Below are 24,089 nucleotides of genomic sequence, written 5' to 3'. Positions count from 1 at the left end.
TTCCTAAGGCTGAGACGAAGCCAATTCAACGTTCGCTCAGCCTTGGTCTCGACTTGCGCCTACGTTTCCGGCTGGCACCATGTCGCAGTCTATTCAGCGGCTTGGTCTTTCTGGTCTCGACGGTGTTCATACCGTCTGCATTTGCGGAACCCCCCACGAAACACCCGAGTCCGTGCGAGATTCAGTACCCGAGTGATGCGACGGTCGACTGGCGCTGTCAGACTCTTCGCCCCGGTGAATTCCTGGACACATTATTCGGTGATCGCTGGATCGATGTCGCGCGGTTCAATCGGATCGACCGGCGACATGCGCGCCCCGGTGCTTCAATCAAAGTCCCGAAAAGGCTCGATGATCTCGCCTCATTCAATCCGCTCCGCTCGTCTACCCCGCCGCCGAACAGGATGAACAATTTGTTCTGATCGACTTGGCGGAACAGTTTTTGGGCGCCTACGAATACGGCGCGCTTCGATTTGCCCTGCCGATCGCGTCTGGGAACGGGAACAATGAAACGCCAACCGGCGAGTTTCGCATCGCGGCAGCGCATCGCAGCCATCAATCCTGCCTCTACACGGTTGAGGGAACGGATCGTCCTTATCCCATGAACTATGCGTTGCGATTCCACGTGAATCGGGAGGGCGTGTCCTATTGGATTCATGGACGCGATATGCCTGGGTATCCCGCATCCCACGGCTGCATCGGCCTCTACGATGAACCGATGCAGGCGGAGCAGTATGGGATGCCGAAGGATCCTGAGCTGAGCGATGCGAAACGACTCTTCGTGTGGGTATTAGGCAGAGAGCCGGAGGACGATCACGTGGTCTTGCTCGAGCATGGTCCGCGGGTGCGAATCATTGGCCAGGCCCCGAAAAGCGAGCGCTAGTGGCAATTGTCTCTCTGAAAGCTCTCAGCTTCCCAGTGTCTAAATCTCTATTTGAAATGCAAGGAAAGAAAGTCGAGTCCTCAGGCAATTTCACATCGCTCCTAGCGATGGTCCAAAACCAAATGTTTTCCACTCGCTAAGCTCCGCCTAACGATTCCGTAACACATCATCGCTCTATACTCGTCCTCCTCGTTGGTTGAACAATCAATGTCTTCGGATCCATTACCTCAATTACTCACGACTGATGAATCTTTATGAATTCCTTATTTGACTCGGTCATGCTCTGAGCAGAGAATCGATCCAAAGAGATTCTATCGCGGACGCGAAGGCTCAAGTGAGCGAGCAGTGGTGCCCTGAAGTCTATCGACGTGTCGGAAGCCGCGCCAGTCTTACACAGTAGTTCAGCAACAGGGACAAATCTTGAAAGGTGGGCAGATTCGAGCCCTAGGTCAGCAGTGATCTTTCCGCTGCGACAAACCCTCTGAACCGTAACATGCGTATCGCTTACAGCAATGTGATAGGGCCGATCGGGATTGGTCTGATCATTTCAGATACCTGCAAAACTAACATTATTGGAGGTGTGCGATGGCGACCAAGGTCTGTGTCCTGAGTGTCATGGTGGTGGGGTTGCTCGGTAGCGTCTGGTTCAGCAGCAACCGCGCGGGAGCGGGAACGGCGGCCGCGCCAGAAGCCGCCAACAATATCGGGCCGGTCCTCATCAAGGCCTACACGTTTGAGCCGGTCCACCCGAATCCGCCCAACCATCTGTGGCTGGACGAAGGCCATGGCCGGGTCCAGTTCCTGATGTTCGATAAGCCGGTTAGCGATCCCACCGCAGTCTTACAGTGGGTCGGCCAAGGCATCAAAGGCCGGTTTTGTGCCGAATCGCAGCCGGATCATGGGAAGACCGGCTTTACCCATTTTCATCGGACCAATACTCCGGCTACCGGAGATACGTCGATGCACGGCGCGAAAGGCGAGGAGGGCTATTGGCTGAAGCACGTGGCCGTCGCGGAATTCGACGTGGTGCCCCACGGCGAACACGCGGCACATGGAGGCAAGACGCACTACCAACCAGGTGAGGTAGAGGAGTCGCCCCAGCCCACGACACCCACGTGTGAAAAGTAACTGTGTCGTAAGGCGGGCCCGTGCATACATTGCGTCGACTGATCTCCAAGCTTCATGCGGGTCCAGCTTGGATCGTGACGATTCATACACCAATCGTTGTGTCTTTACTCATGACTCTCGATCTGATGACACCATGACCACAGAACCCCAAGGAGGCCGACATGCCACAGATGATCGCTGTTCAAATTCCCTCGCCAGGCAAGCCATTCGAAGTGGTCAAGCGAGAGATCCCGACACCGGGGGCCAACCAGGTCCGCATTAAAGTGCAGGCCTGCGGGATCTGCCATAGCGACGTCGTCGTAAAGGAGGGCATTTGGCCGGGCGTGCAATTCCCGCGTGTGACCGGCCACGAGATAGCCGGAGTCATCGACGAGGTCGGCGCGGGCGTGACAGCCTGGAAGAAAGGCCAGCGGGTCGGCGTGGGCTGGCACGGCGGGCACTGTTTTCAATGCGACCCTTGCCGGCGAGGCGATTTCATGGGGTGTCGGCACTTCCGCGTGACCGGAATCAACGCCGATGGCGGATACGCCCAGTACATGATCGCCGGGCAGGAAACCGTGGCGGCAATTCCAGACGGTCTTTCGCCGGTGGAAGCGGCCCCTATCCTGTGCGCGGGGGTCACGACGTTCAACAGTCTGCGGCATAGCCGTGCGGTCGCGGGAGATGTCGTAGCCGTGCACGGCATTGGCGGACTCGGCCACCTGGGCATCCAGTTCGCGAGCAAGATGGGATTTCACACCGTGGCGATCGGTCGAGGTCAGGACAAAAAATCCCTGGCGTTGAAGCTCGGTGCCGTCCGATACCTCGACACCAATGCCGACGATGTCGCGAAAGAACTCACGAGTCTGGGTAGCGCTTCCGTCATTCTTGCGACCGTGCCGGACGGGAAGGCCATGTCGCCCCTCATTGACGGACTGGGGGTTGGGGGGCAACTGCTGGTGGTCGGGGCCTCGGCCGATCCCATCAGCACGACACCCCTGCAACTCCTCCTCCAGCGCCGGTCCATACTCGGTTGGCCGTCAGGGACCGCCAGAGATTCGGAAGACACGCTCAACTTTTGCGCCCTCACGGGGATTCGCGCCATGGTGGAGACGCTGCCGCTCGAACAAGCGGCTACGGGCTACGAACGCATGATGAGCGGCAAGGCGCGGTTCCGCGTGGTGCTCACCATGAACTAAACCGAGTTGCGTCTGTGAAAAGAAGGAGAGGAGGACACAATATGCGTGAGCTCATCGCCCCGGGCAGTTCTATCCAATCGAAGAGAGGCTGGCGGTTCTAACTGATAATACCTTTGCTATCAGCTCAGTATATCGCTGCCCGGGATCGACCGCTCGCCCAGGATAGACTGTGCGATCTGCCCGGCAGCGACGAGCGCTGTCGATACAGGAGAAAGGAATGAGACGGCATACTAATCAACCGCAGTTTCGCAATCCACAATCACTCACAAGGAGGCCGCCATGACCACCAGTCCAACCAAAGAGCGCAGCGACCAGACAGCTGACAAGAATGCGATTCGACCGTTTCGTGTGAATTTTCCGGAAGCGGAACTTACGGAATTGCGCAGGCGCATCAGCGCGACAAGGTGGCCTGAGGCGGAAACGGTCCCGGAATCCTCGCAACGCGACGACCGGTGGCCTGGGAGGAACACGGTCACGGAGTTCGCACAAGGTGTGCCGCTCGCAACGATGCAAAGACTCGCGCGCTATTGGGCGACACTCTACGATTGGCGCAAGGTCGAGGCGAGGCTGAACGGCTACCCGCAGTTCATCACTGAGATCGATGGGCTGGATATTCATTTCATTCACGCCCGTTCAAAACACGAAAATGCGTTGCCGCTCATTGTCACGCACGGATGGCCGGGATCGATCATCGAACAGCTGAAGATCATCGATCCCCTGACCGATCCCACGGCACATGGCGGCAAGCTGTCGGATGCTTTCCATGTCGTGATTCCATCGATGCCGGGCTACGGCTTCTCCGGAATGCCCACCACGAGAGGCTGGGATCCTGTGCACATGGCACGCGCCTGGGACGTGCTGATGAAGACGGCTACACGCAATACGTAACACAGGGCGGCGATTGGGGCGCGGTCGTCGTCGATATGATGGGTCTGCAGGCGCCGTCCGGACTGCTCGGCATTCACACCAACATGCCCGGCATCTTTCCGGCCGACATTGACGGAGCGGCTTTTTCCGGGGCACCGGCGCCATCGGGGCTCTCAGCCGAAGAGAAAGTCGCTTACGAGCGCTTACAATTTGTATATCAAAAGGGAATCGGCTACGGGTACCAGATGGGGCTGCGACCGCAGACATTATACGGAATCGTGGATTCACCCGTCGGTCTGGCGGCTTATTTCCTTGATCACGACGCGCGTAGCTTGGAGCTCATCGCACGTGCCGTTGATGGGCACCCTGAAGGCCTGACGCCAGACGACGTTCTCGACAACATCACGATCACTTGGTTGACAAACAAGGCGCTTTCTGGCGCCCGTCTCTATTGGGAATATTGGGGCAAAGGGTACTTCAATGCCAAAGGCGTCTCCATCCCGGTTGCCGTGAGCGTCTTCCCTGACGAACTCTATCCAGCCCCGCGGAGCTGGACGGAGCGGGCATATCCCAAACTGATCCATTACAACAAACTCGACAAAGGCGGTCACTTTGCGGCCTGGGAGCAGCCGAAGGCCTTCACGGAAGAACTTCGTGCCGGCTTCAAGTCCGTTGCGTTAGCTGTCAAGGATTTGGCCTGTCCCATAAAGACGGACAGGCCAAATCCCAGTTTGCGACGACAGATGCTGGAAGACATTGACCTATCCGAAGTGAATTCTCCAGCTTGGTGGGCCAACAAGGCAAGCCGGGTTGCCCTTCAAAAATGGTGGATTTTGAACCGACGCATAGAGTGCGGGTGACAAAAGAAGAGAGGAGTACGCAAATGCGTAAGTTCATTAAGGTCGGGCGTCAAATTTCGGTTTGGGTGTGTACAGGGATCCTACTTGCCGTCGGGTTTGGCTTTTCTATGTTGCCCAGTGCATTGGCTCAAAATCTCAGGGTCACAGAACAGACCTTTGGGTGTATCCTCGACTGGCCGAAGGTCAGGAATACGCGCTTCAAGCATGCTGATCCGGAGAAATTGAAAGAGGCGATGCGGATCTTCCGGGACAGCGTGCCGGACACGGAGTATCCCGTCGGCACCATCCTCCAGCTGGTTCCGTTTGAAGCCATGGTGAAGCACTCGCATGAGAAGTTTCCCAACACGAATGGCTGGGAATTTTTCGCCTTGAACGTCTCCAAGGAAGGGACCAAGATCAGAGATCGTGGAGACAACGTCGTCAATCTGTCGCTCGGAGCCCCATGCTTAAGTTGTCATCAGCCGGCGAAGAGGTTTGACTTTGTCTGTGAAAAGGGACACGGCTGTGCTCCCATTCCGTTCGATGATCAAAAAATCGCGGAGCTCCAGCATGCAGACCTGCGCTGTACGAAGAAGTAGGAGTGGCAGATGAACTGAACCGTTTAAGGTCAGTTGCTTCTGTGGCTCCAGTTTCTGAACACCCTTGCTTGATGTTCCACCGTCCGAGCCGTGCTAGAATACAATTAGTTTCTGGAACAATGCTTGAGGCGCACCGCACTCAGAGCTCTTCTTGATGGTCCATAGACAGCTCACCCAACTGCTTGTCGTCGGGTTGATCGTACTGCTGAGCGCGCAGCTCACAGGACTCAGTTGTCTGGACGAGTGGCGACTTGCAGCATCAGCTGGCAGCGTGTTTGACACTGTTCAGATCACTGGCGTCGTCCCAAGCTCAGGAGGGCTGACTGATGACGGGTGCCCTTGCCACTTGGCGTTTGTTTCTATTCCTTCCGGTGCGCATCAAGTTTCACATCCCGTTTCCTTGATTGACCCCGCCGTTCCTATAACCACTCCACTCGTCCCACCCTTCTCGCTCTTTCATCCTCCGCTCAACCGGTAACAGGTCCTGACACAGCATTCTCCTCGTCCCATGTAATGGGTGTGGGGTATGGCCCTGTCTGATCGAGGCAGCTGCCTGGCGACCATGCCCGTGCCGTGTGTGGCCATTGGCTCTGATTGAGCCATGGTGATGAAAGGGTGCCCGACGTGCGCATGAAATTCGGTAACACAGAAAAACCGGTGGTCATACTGATTACCATCGGAATAGGTCTGTACCTTCTTCTCGTGGGTTGCAGCAGCTTGGGCGGACCGTCATTAGCCCCACTCGATCATCCCCTCAAGGTTGTGGTCGGACCTGTGATTCTGGAGAGGCCTCTTCCAGTGAGTACACAGATCCATTCCTTCGAGGACAATCCACCGCCGGAAGTGGAACGGACAATTATGGCTCAGTTAGTCGATGAAATCCAAACAAAAGCCCAGATGTTTCTGACGGAACAATTGACTCGTCAGAATAGATTGGTCGTCATTCCCTTCGATGAGACTCGCCGAATGATGGCGGACATCGCTCCCGCCGGCACGCCGCTGACCGCCGAACAGGTCGATGCCCTCGCAGCTCAGAGCGGTGCGGATGTCGTCGTCACAGGGCTTATTCATGACTACGGTCGAGTGCGCTGGCAATATTGGGTCACCGGCTGGGGCGCGCACGTCACCGTCTTCACCACCGTGATTGGCCTGGCCACCGCGTGGAATCCGGCCGCGATCGGGGCCTATCTGGCCTTGGACGCGACGACGGATTTTCCTCTGTGGTATGGCGGTGCGGAAGTATTCGGATGGGCTTTTCGACCGGTGCGGGTGCACGCGGAGGCGGTGCAGATGAAGCACTGTCGAGGTGTGGTGTGGAGCGAAGACGAGCTGGCCGTCAAGGTCCCGGGGAAAACGTTGGCCGAGTATCCGCCCGAGCAACAATCAAAGAAAGAAATTCAGCTGGAGGCGAATCTCCGGCGCGTCATGGCAGATATTGGGGAGACTATCGGGCCAAAGCTCGCGGTACAGCCTTGCCAGGATGATGGGACCCCAGCCAAGATAAGCACCTTCAGTCTATGGTCGCTACTCGACCTCTTATACTGAAGGCTGTGCGTCTCGAGGCTGGTGATCGTAAGCTATGTGATTAGCAGGAGCTAGTGCTTGCTCTTGGCCGCCGGGCAGGCAGCGGGACGACTGAGTTCTGCTGGTAATTTCGTCTGCTCGTCGAGGCACGCGGTGTTCAGCTGAGCTTGTGTAAGGCCTGAGACCGAAGAAAGATTGGCTCCATAGAGCTTTGTTTGGTGGAGATCAGCGTCATGGAATTGGGCGCCGCTGAGATTCGCGCCGGACAAGGTTGCACCGCGCAAGTTGGCTTCTTGCAGGTTTGTGTCAGTGAGGTTGGCGTAGCTGAGATTCGAACCGCTCAGGTCCGCGCCGACGAGATTGGCCGATTCGAGAGTCGCGTCGTTAAGTTGGGCCTTATGGAGCGCGACCCTCGGTGCATAGATGTCGCTCATGTTTGCCTTGGTAAAAATGGTGCCCGTTCCGCGTGCGCCGATCAAAATGGCATTGTGGAGCCGCGCTTCCCGAAAATCGGCTCCGTCAAGGATGGTGTGATACAAGATCGCCTTCCTCAAATTCGCGGTACGTAGGTTTGTCTTGATGAGACGTGCCCCTTCAAAGTTGACTCCCTCCAGGTCGGCCTGTTGGAAGCTCGCTGATTCCAAATTCGTGAATCGCAGGTCGGCTCCTCTGAGCAACGCTTCTTGCAGGTTCCCGTTGGTGAGGTTTGCCTCGTCGAGATAAGCTCCTTCCAGGTCTGCCCCGGTCATCCGCGCCCCGGCCAACTGTGCTCGGTCGAGGAGCACGCCCTGGAGACTCGCCTGGTGCAGGGTCGCGTTCGTCAGGTTAGTTCGGCGCAGGTCGGCGCCCAGGAGATCGGCTCCCGACAAGATGGCCCGATAGAGGCTAGCGCCATAAAAGTATGTGTCTGTGAGATTAGCGCTCCTCAGATCGGCCGATTGGAGATCGGCCTCCTCGAAATGGGCCCGCTCGAAGGTCGATTCACGGAGCTGTGCTCCGATGAGGGTCGCAGAGTACAGCGCGGCTTCCTCCCCTTCCGCTTTCGCCAGGTTGGCATGGGTCAACGTCGCGTGTCGAAGATCAGCTCCACCAAGACTGGCATCTTCCAGGTTCGCATTGGTCAGATCAGCTCCGGCCAAACTCGCCTGCAGGAAACTGCTGTGACGAAGGGTCGCGCCTCGAAGGACTGCCCCTTCCAAGCGAATCCGTTCCAAGTTGGCCCCCACGAGCTTGGCGCCATGGAGATCTGCTTGGCAGAGGTTGCCTCGGCTGCCGCCTGGGGCCTCGCGGTCCTCGAGCCATTGTTCGTGTGAACGAAGAATGTCCTTCAGCACGTTGGACGGGATGGTCTTCTTCTTGTACTTGCTGTCACAGGTGGGAGTCCTTGTTTTGAGAGAAGACCCCTGTTGGCCCGCTGAGGAAGGTGGCAGAGTCGCAAGAAGTATAACCAGCATCCCACCCACTCCCACCAGAATTCGCGTCATGGACCTCTTCATGTATCGACTCCTTCTTTCTCCGGTTGAAGAACCGTGCGAGGCGAAACGACCTAGACACATTGATCCACTCGTTCGGCGAGTGACTGAAGCGCCTGCGAAATTTGGACCTCATAGGGCGCTCCCGCTTCCAGCCGTCTCAGTTGATCGGGCAATTGTGTGAGTTGAACCTGAACCTGATGCCTGATTTCCGGCAGGGCAGGAGACGGCGAGATGCAATGGCCAGCCTTCATCACCGGCTGCAAGAGCGGCTCGCCTGTTTGCGGATCGTTCAGAGTAGTGACCACATCATGACCGAGATGCCGGTTATCGCTGTACTGTCGATAGACCTGTTTGCGGCCAGGCCAGGTGGCTTTGCCTTCCGAACGTTTTCGGCAGGGCCTGCCGGCATATTCCTGAAGTTTATAGGCACAGTCCAATGACGGCGCGTCCGATGAGGTGGTCATGGCCGTGCCGACGGCAAAGCTGTCGATCGGTGCTCCAGTTCCCACGAGTGCCTGCAGTCGGTACTCGTCGAGATTGCCACTCGCAAGAATCTGAGCCTCACGAAGTCCGCCCTCGTCCAGGATACGTCGAACTTTTCTCGCATGGTCGGCCAGATCGCCACTGTCCAATCGCACACCTTTGACAGGGATGCCCTTTTTCTTCAATTCCGGCGCGAGTGCCACCACTCGGTGCGCGGCAGCTTCCGTGTCATAGGTGTCGATGAGAAGCACCACGTTGTCCGGCTGCGCGTGGGCAAAATGCTCGAATGCAGTCGTCTCATCCTTGTGCGCCTGGACAAACGAATGGGCCATGGTGCCGTAGATCGGAATCCCGTACTCCATTCCGGCGAGCACTGTGGCGGTTCCGGCGAAACCAGCGAGGTAGCTCGCGCGGGCGGCGAGGAGTCCTGCTTCGGCGCCGTGGGCTCGTCTCAGTCCAAAATCGATGATCGGCTTCCCCCCTGCAACCAGCACGGATCGTACGGCCTTCGAGGCGATCAACGTCTGAAAGTTAAGCAGATTCATGATGCGAGTTTCGACCAGCTGGGCCAGAGGGATCGGTGCGACGACTCGGAGAATCGGCTCGTTCGGGAAGAAGAGCGTGCCCTCCGGCATGGCATCTACGCCGCCGGTGAATCGTAGCGTTTCGAGATAGCGGAGGAGTTTCGGTGAGAAGCGACCCGTCTGCTCGAGCCAGGACAATTCCTCCGAGGTGACGTGCAGGTCGGACAGGAATGCCAGCACCTGCTCCAGGCCGGCGGCGATGAGAAACTGCCGATTGGGCGGGAGTCGTCGCACGAAAAACTCGAAGACGGCTTCTTCCTCCATCTCGCGGTCGAGATAGGCTTGAACCATCGTGAGTTGATAGAGATCGGTCAGGAGCGCGCTCGTGGAGGGATTCATGCCGGAAGGTTCTCCAGCCGGATCGGTACTGCACCGAGGCGGATCATTTCCTGCTCGGCCTTTTGGCCGTCGTCCGTCCGGAGGTTGACCGCTTTGACACCGTCCATCAGCAGGCCGACGTCGTAGCCCAAGGCGCGAGCGTCTTTGACCGTGTTCAGCACACAATAGTCGGTGGCCAGTCCTCCGATGAACAGGCGGTGCACACCGATCGCGCGCAAGTGGCGTTGTAATGGGGTGTTGTGAAAGGCCGAATAGGCCTCCTGGTCCGCATCGATCGCCTTGTAGATGATGACAGCTGAGCACGGTGCTTCAAACGTCTGTGGGGGGAGTGATCCGGGCGATCCGGCCACGCAATGGATCGGCCATGGTCCTCCGCGATTCCGAAACGAGCAGTGGTTGGGCGGGTGCCAATCGCGCGACAGAAAAATCGGGAGCGCTCTCGAATGGAATCGATGAATATAGGTCAATAATGCGGGAATGATCTCGTCCCCGCCGCTGATGCCCAACGCTCCACCAGGGAGAAAGTCGTTCTGGATATCGGCAATCAGCAACGCATCGCCGGCAGTGAGGGGCTCCATACGATAGGCGTGCTCCGGTCCATCCCGTCATTCAATACTGTCACCGCCCTTGCTGCGAAAGCAACCTGATGTAGGCCACCACGTCCTGCATTTCTCCGTCGCTCAACTGGCCTCGCCACGCATGCATGGGACTGAACACGACGCCGTGCTCGATGGTCCGGAGCAACTCCTCGTCTGATTTGAGGAACGACCGAAACGCATGAAAGTTCGCCGGCCGGACTTTAAGCTCCGCCGCCTCCGGTCCGTCGCCCCATCCACCTGCGCCATGACAGCGCTGACAATGTCGTTCATAGACGGCTTTGCCGCGAGCCATGTCGGAAGGAAAGTCTTGACCGTGGAGGAGCGAAGGCCGTAGCGCAGCGGTCAGACCTATCATGAAGACGATGACGGCCGGTATGGCGGAATAAAAAACGCGCATGAGCGACTCCTAGCTTTTCTTCGTCGTATGGGCGATGAACGGAGTATAGAGTTGTTTCATCTTTTTACTGCCGCAGGCCGGGCAGGTTACCTCACCCCGTTCGTGTTCTTTCAGCGTCAGCACAACCAAGGATTCTTTCCCGCAGTCCAAGCATTTGTAGTCGTACATGGGCATGTGGTGCCTCAATCGTGGATCAATAATGTCTAGGGCTCGCGGATGATGTGTCCTTCCGATTTCGATTCGCTGTCGCTCCACTCGGCGACGGCCTGCGCGAGTTCCACGAGCCGCTGTGCCGCCCGCCCGTAGACTGTGTCGGACGGATATTCTCCTTCGAGACCTCGCTGGCCGGCGGGAAGGCCAGTCAGCAGTTCGATGGCCTCCTCAATCGTATTCACCCCATAGACCGTGAATCGTCCGGATTCCACCGCTTCCACGACATCACGTCGCAGTGCAAGGTGCTTGGTGTTGCGGGCGGGAATAATAACGCCTTGTTTTCCCGTAAGCCCTCGTCCCGCACAAGACTCGAAGAACCCTTCGATTTTCTCGTTCACTCCGCCGATCGGCTGGACCTCGCCCAATTGGTTGACGGAACCCGTGACCGCCAACCATTGTCGAATGGGAAGATCGGCGAGACTGGAAAGAATGGCGGCCAGTTCTGCGACGGCCGCACTGTCTCCTTCCACTTCCGAATAGGTTTGCTCGAACGTGAGCGTCGCCGATAAGGCAAAGGGATGAGTCCCGGCGAACTTTCCGGCGAGGTAGCCGGCTAAGGTCATCACACCCTTGCTGTGAACGTGACCGGCGAGCTCGGCTTCGCGTTGGATATCGATGACGCCCTTCGTTCCGACATAGGTGCGGGCGGTAATCCTGGTCGGCCGGCCGAAGGCGTAGTCGCCGAGTTGATGCACTGAGAGCCCGTTCACTTGGCCTACGACCTCTCCGTCCAGATCCACCATCACGGTGCCCTCGCGGATCTCGTCCTGAACCCAGTGTTCCACCAAGTTCGACCGATGACGTTTATGTGCAGCCGCGGTCTCGACATCGCCGCGCGTGGCGAACGAATGCCCGCTTTTCTTGGCCCAGTAGCCCGCTTCTCGGATTAAATCGCTCACGAGGCTGAAGCGGAGTGACAGGCGATCATGACGATCGGCGAACCGAACACCCTGACGAATCACTTCCGCGACGGCATCCGCGCCGAAGTGAGGCAGACCTTCTTCACGGCAAAGTTTCGCGATGAAGTTGGCATACTGGCGGTCGAGGCGATCGTTCCGGTCGACTTCGACGTCAAAGTCCGCCTTGACCTTGAAAATCTTGGGAAAGTCTTCTTCATATGCCTGTAAGAGGTGAAACAGCAGAGGATGTCCGACGAGAATGACTTTGACTTGAACGGGAATCGGCTCAGGCCTCAGTCCTGCGGTGGAGAAACCGTAGAACTCACCAGGATCTTCGATTTTCGCCTCGCCGGTCTTGATCGCTCGCTTCAACGCATCCCAGGAGAAGGGCTGACGGAGCAGGTCCATGGCGTTCAGGATTAGATAGCCGCCGTTGGCGTGGAGCAGGGCTCCGGCCCGGATCTCGGTAAAGTCCGTATACATCACGCCCATGTGAGCCCGGCGTTCGATCTTTCCGATCAGATTCGTATAGGTCGGGTGCGATTCGTCGATCACCGGGGCTCCGTGCTTTGGGTCGTGGTCGACGATCACATTCACCTCATACCGTGTCATGTCCGCGCGACGGAACGGCTCAAATCCTGGAATGGTCAGCGCCGGCCCTTCGCGCGGAAGAAAATCTTTGTAGTGATGGACGACATCCTGCTGAACTCGCTCAAGGTACGAGAGCGCCTCCGTGTGATCCGGATAGGAACGGCGGAGCGTTTCATAACGGCCCTGCATCACCTTGGCGACGAGTTGGCGATCGAGCTGGCGCTTACGTTGATCGGCGTCTTTCTCTACGGCATGGATGCGGACATGGAATTCGCGGATCTCGCTTTCCAGGGATTTGCGTTGTTCGGAGAGCTCCTTCTGTTGTTGCTCAGTCAAGGCCTCCATCTCCTCCTCTGTCATTGGATGTCCGTCTTTGAGGGGGGCGAGTCCAAATCCCATCGGAGTTTCCTCGAACCCGAATCCTCGGGCGAGGCTCAACTTCGTCAGATCGTGGAAAAGCGATTTCTTCTTCGACTCGGTCTCCTCCGTGATCTTGGCTTTCTCGTCGAGATACGGTTTGCTCTCGAATGCAGCGGGGATGTCGTTCCGTAGACCCTCAACGAAAGCGGCCATTTCCCGCTTGAATGCACAGCCCTGTCCGGCTGGAAATGAGAGGCACTGGGGGCGGGAGGGGTCCTGGAAATTGTTGACGTAACACCAGTCGGGGGGTGCTGTGCCGATTTCCGCCATTCGTTTGACCATCTGTCGGACCAAGGTGCCCTTGCCGGTGCCGAGCGGACCGGACACGTAGATATTGAATCCTGCGCTTTTCATCTGCAGCCCGAACTCCAGGGCCTCGACGGCTCGCGCTTGTCCGATGGTCTCGCTCAGCGGCTCCAACTCACTAGTGTCTTCGAACCCCAGCCGTCCTGGGTCGACGGCGGGCGAGAGCATCGATACGGGGAGCTTGAACTTGTCGACAGTCATGATCAGTCTTGCATCCGAATAACGGGGAGAGGATGAACGGCGGTGGCTTGAAGTCCTTCTTTTCCCTCTTCGATGTTGAGGACGACTTCCATGCCATCTTCTAACTGATCGAACGCCAACCCCTGCAGGGCATTCTGGTGAAAATAGACCTCTCCGCCTCCTTCCTTCAGGATGAACCCATAACGTTCCTTCGGGAACAGCTTACACACCACACCGCGAAATGGGGGAACGGGGGAGGTTCGCACCTCTTTGCTTTTTCGTTTCTCTCGAAACTTACGCAGTTCGATCGAAACGGCATCGAACGCTGCTCGAATCGCCTCTTCAAACGTCTTGTCCTCTTTGCGTGCCGTCAAGGTCCGGCGTCGTGGAAGTGACACGACGACGAGAGCCTCGGCCACATGCGCCTGTTTCTTATGGTGGGAATTCTTGGTCAAGGTGACTCGTCCATGAAGGATATCCTCATATCCTCGTGCGAGTGCCTCCATACGGGATTCAATTTCCTTTTTCCATCGCGGGGTCATGCCGACATTACGGCTTTCGATCTGCAGTTGCATCTCGCCTCCTTTCGAGGACACGACATTCCGACAAGGGAGATCAGCAAACGATGTGCCGACTTCGAAACGGGGAGCGAGGCAAGAGGCGAAAGGCAAGGGGCAAGAAAATTGAGCCTCTAGCCTCTGGCCTCGCACCTCTCGCCTCACGTGTGTGTCGCATTTTGCCTCAATGGGTGATTGCCGGGTGAAGCCCAATGCACCAGTTGAAGAACGGGCAAGAGGCGAGACGCGAGGGGCTAAGGGCTCGGAATCGAATGGTTGCTCTCTTGGTCCTTACCCCTTGCTTCAGACCACGTGCCTTGCCGATGTTGGAACATGACTTGCGTGCACCACCCGTGATGCCTACTTTGACGAAACAGTCGCTTGAACGGTACCTCCGAGACCGGTTTGGCCGGCGTGCCACCGTCGTGTCGTACGGTCTGATCGGCAAAGAAAGCTCGAAAGGGTTGTACAAGCAATACGGTTATGGGGCGCCGATCAAAGTCACGTTTCGAGTGGGCCGTACCCTCAGGTCTGCCGTGCTTGAAACAATGAGTCCCGGCCCGTTTGGTCATGAGCACATGGCTGATCGAGCGCAGGCGATATTATGGGATTTTCATTCGTATGGACGGCTTCCTCATCACGTGAAGGCCTTGGATGTTGGCGCCTTTGCGGTGAAAGGAACACTCTTCTCCATCGCCAAGGCGGAGGAGTTGTTCGTGCTCACCCAGTGGGAAGAGGGCACGAGCTATCACGTGGACCTTGAACGACTGGCGCAGGAGGCATCGGTCCCGACACTCGATCGTCGGAGAACGGAAACCTTAGCGCGGTATTTGGCGATGATCCATCGCAAGAAACGGCGGGATCCTGATCTCTACAGGCGGCGCCTGCGGGAGCTGATCGGTCACGGTGAATGCATCATGGGCCTGACCGACAGTTATCCGGCGCGCTTCGAATTCATCACGGAGGAGCTGTTGCGCACGATCGAGGAGGCATGCAACCGCTGGCGGTGGCGTTTGCGCAAGCGGACCGACAGATTGTCGCAAGTCCATGGGGATTTCCACCCGTGGAATGTGTTGTTTCGGCGAGGCGCCGCCTTCTCGGTGTTGGATCGGTCACGAGGAGAGTGGGGGGAGCCGGCCGATGATGTCACGTCGATGAGCATCAATTACCTGTTCTTCTCGCTCTGTCGGTCAGGAAAACTTGAGGGAGCATTGGAACGTGTTTTCAGGTCGTTCTGGGATATCTATTGCGAGGCCAGCGGCGATCAGGCTGTGACGGAAACTGCGGCACCCTTTTTCGCGTTTCGCGGGTTGGTCCTAGCAAGCCCGGTCTGGTATCCCAAGTTGTCTGTCGACGTGCGTCGATCCATTTTCCGCTTCATCCAGAATGTGCTGGACGAGCCGCGGTTCGACCCTTCTCGTGTTAATGAGTATTGTTCCGCATAACGGTGGGCTAAAAGCGGGGGGGTAGAAGCGAGAGGTGAAAGGAAGAATTATCTTACCCTGGCCTCTCGCCTCGTGCCTCTCGCCAGGCGGGTCATGAAATGACACAACATCAAGCTTTCGCCGTCTGGGTCACCGGATTGCCGGCTTCGGGGAAAAGCTCGATCGTCGAGGCCTTGAAACCAAAGCTCCAAGAACTCGGTCTCACTGTCGAGGTCTTAGAGTCGGATGTTGTCCGCCGAGTCGTCACGCCGGTCCCCACGTATTCCCAGGCCGAGCGGGACCAATTCTATCGTACGCTGGCGTTCCTCGGGGCCCGGTTGGTGGCTCATGGGGTCACGGTCGTCTTCGACGCCACGGCCAACCGTCGCGCCTATCGCGAGTTTGCGCGCCGCTTGATTCCTCGCTTCCTCGAGATCGCGGTCAACTGCCCGCTCAATGTGTGTATGGAGCGCGATAAAAAGGGGACCTATCGCAAGGGAGCGCGTGGCGAGTCCTCGACGGTTCCCGGCCTGCAAGAGCCCTATGAAGCGCCTGCCAGCCCCGACTTGCTCGTGGACAGCACGAAGACCACTCCTGAGAGAGCCGCCGACCTCATTCTTGAGGTCGTGCTGCAACGGATGGTCACCCCTCCCTGCTAACGGTACACGAGCACTGGGTAGCTGGCTGAGTGGAGCAAGGCATGGGCGACGCTGCCAAACACGAACCGCGAGAGCCCCTTGTGTCCATGCGTGCCCGTGACGATCAGATCGGGCTTCAGTTTCGACGCTTCGCGTAGGATCATCGTCGCCGGAGCCCCCAACACGGCGAGTGTTCGTGTCTTGTACCCGAGTGCGGTGAGCTTCGGGGCGATGGCGTCGAGGAAGTTCTTAGCGCTCTCCAGCCCCTGCTTCTCCATGGATGCCGCCGTCACTGCGTCGACCGGCCACGGCGGTGTCGTCGACGGAAACACGGTCAAAAGTGTGAGCTCCACGAGGTCGCGAAATGGCTTCGTGCCAAAGAATCGCACCGCCGCTTCTGCGTCGTATGGACCTTGGAGCGGAACCAACACGTGGTGCAGGGCCTTGAGCGGCCCGTTCAGGATGCACGTGGTGGCCGAGGCCAGGGTCAAGACGCGATGGGAAACGCTCCCGAACAGCTGTTCCTTGATGGGGCCCACGCCGCGAGCTCCCATGAGAATTAAATCCACCTTCCGTTGTTCAGCTTCTCTCACAATCACCTCGGCCGGCGAACCAACTTCCAGACGTTTGGTAACAGGGCCGGCGCTGGCAGGTAACAACGACTCAATACGATCCAGGAGCCGCTGACCGTCTTCCTTCATGCCGTTCTCAACCGTGCGATACAGTTCGTCGGCGACTTCCGGGACCATCATCGGGTAAGCCGGCCTCGGGACATTCAGCACATGGAGAACCGTGAGCATGTCAGCCCGACGGAAGTATTTTAGAGCCCTGACGGCCTCATACGAATAGTCTGATCCGTCGACTGCCAAGAGGGTATTCATCGGGAGGACTCCTTTCCTGCTGTCCGGGGAGATCGTGGAGAAGGCTGCGCAAGATGGCGCTGGAACCACTGGCGCGCCTGGTCGGCGACCTGTTCGAGCGTTCCAGGTTCTTCGAACAAGTGCGTCGCGCCTGGCACGATGACGAATTCCTTCTCGCATCGAAGCAACGCGTAAGCTTCTCGATTCATGTCGATCACCGGCTCGTCGTCGCCACCGACGATCAGAAGCGTAGGGGCGGTGACCTTGGAGAGGTAAGGCTCAGCCAAGTCAGGTCGCCCTCCTCGGGAAACGACAGCCGCGATCATGGCGGGATCGCAAGCGGCTGCTTGCAAGGCTGCACCCGCTCCTGTGCTGGCGCCGAAGTAGCCGATCCGAAGATGTGCGGTGCGGGGATCGTGAGCGAGCCACGCTTTGGCCAGCAGGAGACGGTCTGCGAGCAGACCGATGTCGAAAACCTTGTGGCGATCCTCTGATTCCATGGGATCGAGCAAATCGATGAGAAGGGTCGCGAGAGAGCCATCTTGCAGCTGCCGGGCCACAAAGTTGTTCCGTGGACTGAAGCGTCCGCTGCCGCTCCCATGGGCGAACAAGACAACACCGAGTGGCGCCTCGGGCATTCCCAAGATACCGTCCAGCCGAACGCGACCGGAGCGGATCGTGACGTTTTCTGAGGGATGTGCTCGTATGGATGCCGACATCGCTAACCTTTTTGTGAATCCCGGTTCTTGCCTGACAGCCTCATTGCCGTTTCAAGGCTCGGGTAGACGGTCCGCTCGAACATCTTGCAGGATCTTCACCGCAGACCTGACGCACCGGTGTGAGACATCCGTGCTAGGCAGTGAGCGCCGTCAGTTCATCAGGTCGAGGTCTGGTGCCTCGCCATCGTTTCAGCACCCGGTAGACCCAATTGCGATATGCCGATCGGTTCAGAAAGATGTGAGGCCCATCGGTTTTGCCGCAGTTGCCACAACGCCACGTACGGAGCCAGAGGGAACTCTCCGGATGTCCCATATCAACGTACGCATCGACCGTCATGAATCGATGACATCGCTGGCATCGCATGTCCTACCTTTCTCCTCCTTTACCAGGGCCGTGATCGATGACGTGCTCTCAATGACATTCCGTCGGGCAAAAAACGATATACAATGCGATCGCGAGACCGAGCAGAACCGCTCCTAGGAGCAACCAATGTGTGCGCGTCATGCCACCTCCCTCGTTGCCGTTCAGGCACTTGTTCGAGCAAGAGCAATGCCATACCGGACATCAACCATGGAATTTTGGGAATGCAACGAGAAACCAGATCCGTCACGTCTCGCGCCCTCTTTCGGCCCACGTTTGACCCCCCATCGCTCAAGCGGTCTGTCCCCTTCCGCTACAACCTCGAAACAACTGCTGTAGCAAGACTCCCCCATCTGGAATTCACTAATCTGCCATCTGAAAATTGACTGCTCGGCCTCGAGGACGAAGCCCTTGTTTCCATACATCATTCGGCGAAGGTCGGGAACCTCGACCTAGTGGCACCGGCTTTGCTGAAGAAACGTGTGGACTCTCCTGATCCATCGGAGCTTTCATGGCAGAAGGCTTGTTCTCAAGAATCCTTGTTCCCGTCGATTTTTCTCCCTGTTCAGTCGAAGCCTTCCGCATGGCTGTGTCACTGGCGGAGGTCACGCAGGCCGATCTCCTCCTTCTTCACGTCATCGACACCAGTGCGCTCGACGCGTTCAATCGGCTTGGTCTCTTGGCTGTTCCCTCCGATACGGCGGCACAGAAGAGGCGGCTTCGACACCATGCCAGGCTGAACGTGCGTCGATTGTTGGAAACTGTCGAGGCATCCGTTGTCACAGTGCGCCGGATGATTCTGGAAGGTGCGCCGTTCGTGGAGATCGCCAAAACGACGCGAGCCGAGAAGGTTGATCTCGTCGTGATGGGCAGCTATGGTGGGCGAGCAGGAAGCATGGAGAAGATTTTCTTCGGCAGCACGGCGGAGAAGGTTGTCCGAACGGCAGGGTGTCCGGTCTTGACGGTGCCCCTACCAGGCAAAGCTAGTCGATGAATAGCTAAGAAGGAGGGAGGTCCTGATGATTGGTCAGATGGTACAACGGAGCAGATTGGCGCTCGTTCTCAGCATGACGTGCGTATTAGGGTGGGGATCGGCTGAGCCGCTGTTGTCGCAGACGGAACAAGTGGTGGAGGTCACGATCAAAAATTTCACCTTCTCGACCAAGCAGGGCATCCTCCATTTGGGGCTGCCGACCGTGATCAAGGTGAAGAACGAGGACGCCGAACGGCATGATTTCGGGTCGACCATGTTTGAAGGGATCCCCACCGCCGTTGAAAAGGACGGCACGATCATCTATGGAAGAGGGATCGGAGGTGTGTACCTTGACCCGAAGCGCGATGCGACCATTCGTTTTAACATGAGTCGTCCGGGGCGGCACGAGTTCCGGTGCTCGATTCATCCCAACATGAAGGGAGAGTTGTTGTTGCTGAGTGTGGAGGCTGTGTGAGCGCATGATAAATCGATTGCACATTCTCTTCGCCACTGACTTTTCCCGTTGGGCTACAGGAGCGGAAGCCTACGCCTGTTGCCTGGCGTCTGTCTGGAGAGCGGACCTCACGGTCATGACCGTCTTAGAGTTTCCGCCTGGGCTCAATCCGGACTACCCCGTCAATCACATGTACTTGTCCGAACTGATGAAGACAGCGACGTCGCAAATGGCGGACCTGAAAGCGCGGGTCTCCGCTCGGGGAATCTCAATCCACACGCGTATTGCGACGGGGATTCCGAGCGAGGAATTGATCGCTGCAGCCAAAGCCGAAGACTCGGACCTGGTTGTTGTCGGTACCAAGGGGAAAACCGGCCTTGAGCATGTGCTCGTGGGAAGCACTGCAGAACGGGTGATCCGCACGGCTCCCTGCCCGGTCCTCGCGGTCCGGACGGAGCGGCGTAACGGCGAAGGGGGCGGGACGGATCCCTGCAGAGGTGTGAGCCTGGAGCGGATCCTTGTGCCGATCGATTTTTCGGATTGTTCGCTCGATGCGCTGGAGTATGCGGTTCAGGTGGCACAACGCTCCGGGGCATCGATCAGGTTGCTCCATGTTCTGGAACCAGTCTCATACGGATTGGATTTCTCGCTTCTCCATGTGGCGAAGCAGGAAAAGATGCGAGAGGTGATCCGTGGACGGCTGTCGGATCTGGCCAAGGCACTCAGTAAGGCGCGGGTGAAGACCGACGTCGAACTTTATGGTGGTCTCCCGCCCGATTCAATTCTCGATCGGGCCAAGACGATGCCGGCGGACCTCATCGTGATGGGCACACATGGTCGACGCGGTCTGTCTCATACGATCAGCGGTAGTGTCGCGGAGACCGTGGTCCGGAAATCATCGTGCCCTGTGCTGACGGTGCGCAGCCCGAAGTTCTCGGCCGGCCATCGTCGCGTGGTGCCACCGATTGAATTGCCGGAAACGAGCATTTCATAACGCGTAACCAAGGGGGTCTGACATGCGAACAACCACCAAAAAGCGGGTGGCCTTCAGGTCCGTACAAGGAACGAGGTCCGTCGGCTCTCAGAAGCCGATTGAACTGCCGGACGGCATGTGGGAGCGGATTTCGAAGAAGGCCTATGAATTGTGGGAATCGAGAGGGCGTCGGGAGGGGAGGGAACTCGAAGACTGGCTCGACGCAGAAACGATCGTCATGGAAGAGATTCATGAAGCTCGCGAGTGAAACGACCGCTGGCTTGGACGTTCCGCTCCCCCCTGCTCTTGAAGCGCTGCTGGTTCGGCTCGAAGAGCTCTCTCTGGAACCTGGTTTTGCAACTCAGCGGCAGATTGCACTCGGTTTTGCTTTTGAGCCCTATCTTGAGGGGGCGGCACGAGGACTCTTGCTTCCGTTGTCGCAAGAAACGGAACTGGCCGAGCTCTCCCTCTACGCCGACTTCTATCCTCAGGACGGGCAGCTCACGCTGATCGAACAACTCCGCGACGTCATCACGGAACACATTCCACAGGAAGAACGGGCGTGGCTCGATCCGCTCAAACATTCATACCTGGATCTGGTCGAATTCATCACGCTCGAGGACTCGGAGAAGCGGATCCTCCTCCGGTCTCTTGGCGACAGCCGGACCTATCGCGTGCCAGACGGTGAATTCCGCCACGCGATCAAAACAGGACAGGTTCTGCTGACCAGGATGATTCGAGAGCCAGGCAATGAGGAGTGGGAACGGGCGGTGATCGCAGGTCCGGCGATCGTGCTGTCGAAGGAAGACAGTCAGGCACTCTTGAGTTCGACTGCCGACTACCGGCGTCAGGTCGAAATGACGGCCGGCTCGTTTGAGCTCGGAGACTGGGCGGAGTTTGCCAAGCGCTACGGACACGTCTTGTTGTGGACCTTCGCCCGTATGCGGTTTTCCGCGCTTCTCGACGCCGTCGTCAGCATCCGCTACGTGACGGGAAACGGCCAACCTTATCTGTATGCCCTGGTACTGTACGATCACAGCGAGTATCGACATCTCGCGAACACCCTCGGAGACTTGGAGGGATTTGAGCCGGACTCGGCGGCTTCCCCCGACGGCACGGAAGTCGGCCCGAAACGCGACCAGTTCTATGTACGGCGGGAACCATTCGGAACGGTCAAATCCGCGGTTGTGGCGAGGCTGACCCTGACGGCGACACAGTTGTTGGTGGAATGCGACTCGCGAGAGCGACTGGATACGATCAAGCACCAGCTTGCGGCGGCGTTCGGGTTCTCTCTCCATTTTCGGGGAGAATCCGCGACTCCGCCGCCACGCCGGGTGACGGAGTCGCAGTTGGCCACGGACGAGCCGCTCACAGTGGTCGTGACGCCGGAAGAGGATCGAGCCCTGTTGAACAGCTTCTTGGAAACCGTCTATCTGGAGTGGGCTGAGCGGGCGTGCCCCGCGTTGGAGAACCAGACGCCGAGGCATGTCATGGGATCAGCAGTCGGCCGAGACAAAGTTGGGAATCTCATCGCCGAGATGGAGAGGCATGATCTTGGTGTCCGGCGCGTCGGGCGTGCGGCCTTCGACTACAACAAATTGAGAGCGCACGTAGGGCTCGACGAGGTTGTTCGATGACGACACGACACCACCAGACTCTGGAAGAGGTGCTGGAGTCCTGCCGGCCGGTCCCGCCGGCCAGACCCAACATCCTTCAGGTCCTCCTTGCGGTTCAGGAGGTGTTCGGCTGTGTCCCGGAGAAGGTGGTGCCTCGGATTGCGCGTGCGCTGGGAGTGACGGACGCACAGGTCGCAGGAGTGCTGTCCTACTACCCCGATCTTCGCACCGCATCACCGGGGCGGTGTGTGGTTCAGATCTGCATGGGTGAGTCTTGCACGGCGAACCACGGAGAGCGGGTGCTTCGTACCATCCAGGATCAGCTGCTGGTCGACGTCGGAGAGACCACGCCCGGAGGGCGGTTTACGCTCGAGAAAATATACTGTGTCGGGAATTGTGCCGTCTCTCCGACCGTGATCGTCGGCGAGGACCTCTATGGACGAGTGACGCCTTCGCAGATTCCTTCGATTCTGGAACCGGCGAAAAAATGAAAACGACGCGCCTTTATCTTGCCAACGACACATCGGCTCGTGCGGCAGGGGCCGGTCGTCTTGCCGATGCCTGGAAGGAACGTCCGGAGGTACAGCTGGTCCGCACCTCTGCCCGCGGGGCTTTCTATCTCGAGCCAATAGTAGAACAGGATTCTCCACGCGGACGGCTGGCCTGGTTTAACGTCTTGCCGAACGATCTTCCCCGAATTGAATTCGGTCTCGAAGGCACGCTGGTCGACTCGATTCCGTTCTTGCGGCAACAAACCCGACACACGTTTGCAAACTTCGGCGTGACCGAACCGCTGGCGATCGATGAATACCAGTCGCAGGGGGGATTCAAGGGACTTGCTGCTGCGATGAACATGTCTGAGGCAGCCGTGATCGAGGAGATCAAAATTTCCCGGCTCCGCGGGCGTGGCGGTGCGGCGTTTCCCGTGTGGAACAAATGGCAGATTGCCCGGCAGACGGAAGCCGATGAGAAGTACGTGGTGGCCAACGCGGATGAAGGGGATGCCGGCACCTACTGTGATCGTATGATCATGGAAGGGGATCCCTTCAGGCTGATCGAAGGCATGTTGATCTGCGCGCGCGCGATCGGAGCCACAAAGGGGTATGTCTACTGTCGTCATGAATATCCCGCAGCGGCCGCCACGTTGCGAACGGCGATTCGCAAAGCGATGGAAGAAGGACTCCTGGAATTCAACGGAGCTTCCTTCGAGATCGAGGTAATAGTTGGTGCCGGCTCGTACGTGTGCGGAGAAGAGACAGCGCTCTTGGAATCGCTGGAAGGGCGACGCGGCGTCGTGCGGGCCAAGCCGCCTTATCCCGCCGTGGCAGGCCTGTATGGACGTCCGACGATCGTCAGCAATGTGCTCACCTTCGCGACGATTCCGAACATTCTCGCTCGCGGGGGAGCCTGGCATGCGTCGATGGGAACCGAGCGGTCGCGGGGCACGATCGCGTTGCAGATCGGTGGGCGTGTGAAGCAGCCGGGGCTCGTTGAAATTCCATTCGGACAGACGTTGCGCCAGGTGCTGGAACAATTTAGCGGCGGCATGGCCGCCGGTTCCCGATTCAAGGCGGTCCAAGTCGGCGGGCCGCTCGGGAGTCTGTTTCCTGAGTCAAAACTCGACATCCCGATTTGTTACGACGCCTTCGCAGAGGCCGGTGCCATTCTCGGCCACGGCGGCATCGTGGTCTACGATCAGGATACAGACATGGTGGAGTTGGCGCGGCATTTCATGGCCTTTACCGCGGATGAATCCTGTGGCAAATGCACGCCCTGCCGGGTCGGTTCTGTGCGGGGACGCGAAATTCTGGAACGGATCCAAGCCGGTGAAGGGAGTACGGACGATCTTGCGGTGCTCCATGACCTGGGGGACACGATGAAGGCCGCGAGCCTCTGTGCGCTCGGTGGTCGCGCGCCGTACCCGGTGTTAACAGCGATCGAACATTTTGGAGATGAGTTTAGGAAGAAGCTATCAGCCTTCAGCCGTCAGCAGTGAGCTGATTGCTGATAGCT

General features: G+C 58.1%; 26 protein-coding genes. 16 read left to right on the top strand and 10 right to left on the bottom strand.

The genetic code is table 11. From position 1 onward, the window contains the following. Positions 1-361: 361 nt before the first annotated feature. From VEI50_05085 to VEI50_05055, 7 genes are all read left to right on the top strand, one after another. Positions 362-880: a L,D-transpeptidase gene (locus tag VEI50_05085; protein HXX74478.1), complete on the top strand. Its 519-nt coding sequence runs from the start codon at positions 362-364 to the stop codon at positions 878-880. Positions 881-1,465: 585 nt separating this feature from the next. Beyond that, positions 1,466-2,008, top strand: coding sequence for a hypothetical protein (locus VEI50_05080; GenBank protein ID HXX74477.1), 543 nt, complete (start codon positions 1,466-1,468; stop codon positions 2,006-2,008). Between the two features lie 161 nt (positions 2,009-2,169). Next, the gene (locus VEI50_05075) at positions 2,170-3,186 is read left to right on the top strand and encodes an alcohol dehydrogenase (protein HXX74476.1); all 1,017 of its coding nucleotides are present in this window, start codon (positions 2,170-2,172) and stop codon (positions 3,184-3,186) included. 279 nt (positions 3,187-3,465) lie between these two features. Beyond that, positions 3,466-4,074 (top strand): epoxide hydrolase, encoded by a 609-nt coding sequence (locus VEI50_05070; GenBank protein HXX74475.1) that lies wholly within the window; start codon positions 3,466-3,468, stop codon positions 4,072-4,074. Between the two features lie 35 nt (positions 4,075-4,109). Further along, complete coding sequence (locus VEI50_05065; protein ID HXX74474.1) at positions 4,110-4,913, top strand: hypothetical protein; 804 nt, start codon at positions 4,110-4,112, stop codon at positions 4,911-4,913. A 23-nt stretch (positions 4,914-4,936) separates the two neighbouring features. After that, the gene (locus VEI50_05060; GenBank protein HXX74473.1) at positions 4,937-5,491 is read left to right on the top strand and encodes a cytochrome P460 family protein; all 555 of its coding nucleotides are present in this window, start codon (positions 4,937-4,939) and stop codon (positions 5,489-5,491) included. A 630-nt stretch (positions 5,492-6,121) separates the two neighbouring features. Continuing rightward, positions 6,122-7,036: a hypothetical protein gene (locus VEI50_05055; protein HXX74472.1), complete on the top strand. Its 915-nt coding sequence runs from the start codon at positions 6,122-6,124 to the stop codon at positions 7,034-7,036. Positions 7,037-7,086: 50 nt separating this feature from the next. On the opposite strand, the gene VEI50_05050 is transcribed toward VEI50_05055, so the two are convergent. From VEI50_05050 to VEI50_05020, 7 genes are read right to left on the bottom strand one after another with little or no spacing between them, the layout of a single operon-like run. After that, complete coding sequence (locus VEI50_05050) at positions 7,087-8,511, bottom strand: pentapeptide repeat-containing protein (protein ID HXX74471.1); 1,425 nt, start codon at positions 8,509-8,511, stop codon at positions 7,087-7,089. Between the two features lie 50 nt (positions 8,512-8,561). Continuing rightward, positions 8,562-9,896: a nicotinate phosphoribosyltransferase gene (locus VEI50_05045; protein HXX74470.1), complete on the bottom strand. Its 1,335-nt coding sequence runs from the start codon at positions 9,894-9,896 to the stop codon at positions 8,562-8,564. Next, on the bottom strand, positions 9,893-10,474 hold the full coding sequence (locus tag VEI50_05040; GenBank protein ID HXX74469.1) for an isochorismatase family protein: 582 nt from the start codon (positions 10,472-10,474) through the stop codon (positions 9,893-9,895). Before VEI50_05040 ends, VEI50_05045 begins: the two co-directional genes overlap by 4 nt. 40 nt (positions 10,475-10,514) lie before the next feature. Further along, on the bottom strand, positions 10,515-10,892 hold the full coding sequence (locus tag VEI50_05035) for a c-type cytochrome (protein ID HXX74468.1): 378 nt from the start codon (positions 10,890-10,892) through the stop codon (positions 10,515-10,517). 9 nt (positions 10,893-10,901) lie between these two features. Next, a complete protein-coding gene (locus VEI50_05030; protein ID HXX74467.1) occupies positions 10,902-11,066 on the bottom strand; it encodes an FmdB family zinc ribbon protein in 165 nt (54 codons plus the stop codon). Positions 11,067-11,095: 29 nt separating this feature from the next. Beyond that, on the bottom strand, positions 11,096-13,522 hold the full coding sequence (locus tag VEI50_05025; GenBank protein HXX74466.1) for an ATP-binding protein: 2,427 nt from the start codon (positions 13,520-13,522) through the stop codon (positions 11,096-11,098). Between the two features lie 2 nt (positions 13,523-13,524). After that, entirely contained in the window at positions 13,525-14,076 is a 552-nt protein-coding gene (locus VEI50_05020) for an HPF/RaiA family ribosome-associated protein (protein ID HXX74465.1), read from the bottom strand. Positions 14,077-14,414: 338 nt separating this feature from the next. On the opposite strand from VEI50_05020, the gene VEI50_05015 reads away from it, so the two are divergent. Together VEI50_05015 and VEI50_05010 are read left to right on the top strand one after the other, a co-directional pair. After that, positions 14,415-15,503, top strand: a complete 1,089-nt coding sequence (locus tag VEI50_05015; GenBank protein ID HXX74464.1) for a phosphotransferase — start codon at positions 14,415-14,417, stop codon at positions 15,501-15,503. 98 nt (positions 15,504-15,601) lie between these two features. Beyond that, positions 15,602-16,141: an adenylyl-sulfate kinase gene (locus VEI50_05010; protein HXX74463.1), complete on the top strand. Its 540-nt coding sequence runs from the start codon at positions 15,602-15,604 to the stop codon at positions 16,139-16,141. Here the strand turns inward: VEI50_05010 and VEI50_05005 are convergent. The 3 genes from VEI50_05005 to VEI50_04995 all read right to left on the bottom strand — a co-directional run bounded on the left by VEI50_05005 (position 16,138) and on the right by VEI50_04995 (position 18,063). Continuing rightward, the gene (locus VEI50_05005; protein ID HXX74462.1) at positions 16,138-17,001 is read right to left on the bottom strand and encodes a universal stress protein; all 864 of its coding nucleotides are present in this window, start codon (positions 16,999-17,001) and stop codon (positions 16,138-16,140) included. The genes VEI50_05010 and VEI50_05005 overlap by 4 nt on opposite strands. Beyond that, positions 16,998-17,699, bottom strand: coding sequence for a dienelactone hydrolase family protein (locus VEI50_05000; protein HXX74461.1), 702 nt, complete (start codon positions 17,697-17,699; stop codon positions 16,998-17,000). The genes VEI50_05005 and VEI50_05000 overlap by 4 nt, the downstream gene beginning before the upstream one ends. 133 nt (positions 17,700-17,832) lie before the next feature. Then, positions 17,833-18,063, bottom strand: coding sequence for a hypothetical protein (locus VEI50_04995; GenBank protein HXX74460.1), 231 nt, complete (start codon positions 18,061-18,063; stop codon positions 17,833-17,835). A 508-nt stretch (positions 18,064-18,571) separates the two neighbouring features. Between VEI50_04995 and VEI50_04990 the strand changes: the two genes are divergently transcribed. Genes VEI50_04990 through VEI50_04960 form a run of 7 tightly spaced genes read left to right on the top strand, consistent with a single transcriptional unit; the run spans position 18,572 to position 24,072 of the window. Continuing rightward, the gene (locus tag VEI50_04990; GenBank protein ID HXX74459.1) at positions 18,572-19,054 is read left to right on the top strand and encodes a universal stress protein; all 483 of its coding nucleotides are present in this window, start codon (positions 18,572-18,574) and stop codon (positions 19,052-19,054) included. 25 nt (positions 19,055-19,079) lie between these two features. Then, positions 19,080-19,508, top strand: a complete 429-nt coding sequence (locus VEI50_04985; GenBank protein ID HXX74458.1) for a hypothetical protein — start codon at positions 19,080-19,082, stop codon at positions 19,506-19,508. 4 nt (positions 19,509-19,512) lie between these two features. Then, positions 19,513-20,481 (top strand): universal stress protein, encoded by a 969-nt coding sequence (locus VEI50_04980; protein HXX74457.1) that lies wholly within the window; start codon positions 19,513-19,515, stop codon positions 20,479-20,481. Between the two features lie 22 nt (positions 20,482-20,503). Continuing rightward, positions 20,504-20,728, top strand: a complete 225-nt coding sequence (locus tag VEI50_04975; GenBank protein ID HXX74456.1) for a DUF2934 domain-containing protein — start codon at positions 20,504-20,506, stop codon at positions 20,726-20,728. Next, positions 20,712-22,097 (top strand): hypothetical protein, encoded by a 1,386-nt coding sequence (locus VEI50_04970; protein ID HXX74455.1) that lies wholly within the window; start codon positions 20,712-20,714, stop codon positions 22,095-22,097. The genes VEI50_04975 and VEI50_04970 overlap by 17 nt, the downstream gene beginning before the upstream one ends. Further along, entirely contained in the window at positions 22,094-22,567 is a 474-nt protein-coding gene (locus VEI50_04965; protein HXX74454.1) for an NAD(P)H-dependent oxidoreductase subunit E, read from the top strand. Before VEI50_04970 ends, VEI50_04965 begins: the two co-directional genes overlap by 4 nt. Next, a complete protein-coding gene (locus tag VEI50_04960) occupies positions 22,564-24,072 on the top strand; it encodes an NADH-ubiquinone oxidoreductase-F iron-sulfur binding region domain-containing protein (GenBank protein HXX74453.1) in 1,509 nt (502 codons plus the stop codon). Before VEI50_04965 ends, VEI50_04960 begins: the two co-directional genes overlap by 4 nt. Positions 24,073-24,089: the final 17 nt, after the last annotated feature.

The sequence above is a fragment of the Nitrospiraceae bacterium genome, assembly GCA_035623075.1.
Classification (GTDB): domain Bacteria; phylum Nitrospirota; class Nitrospiria; order Nitrospirales; family Nitrospiraceae; genus DASPUC01.
This window is presented reverse-complemented; position numbering and strand designations above follow the sequence as displayed.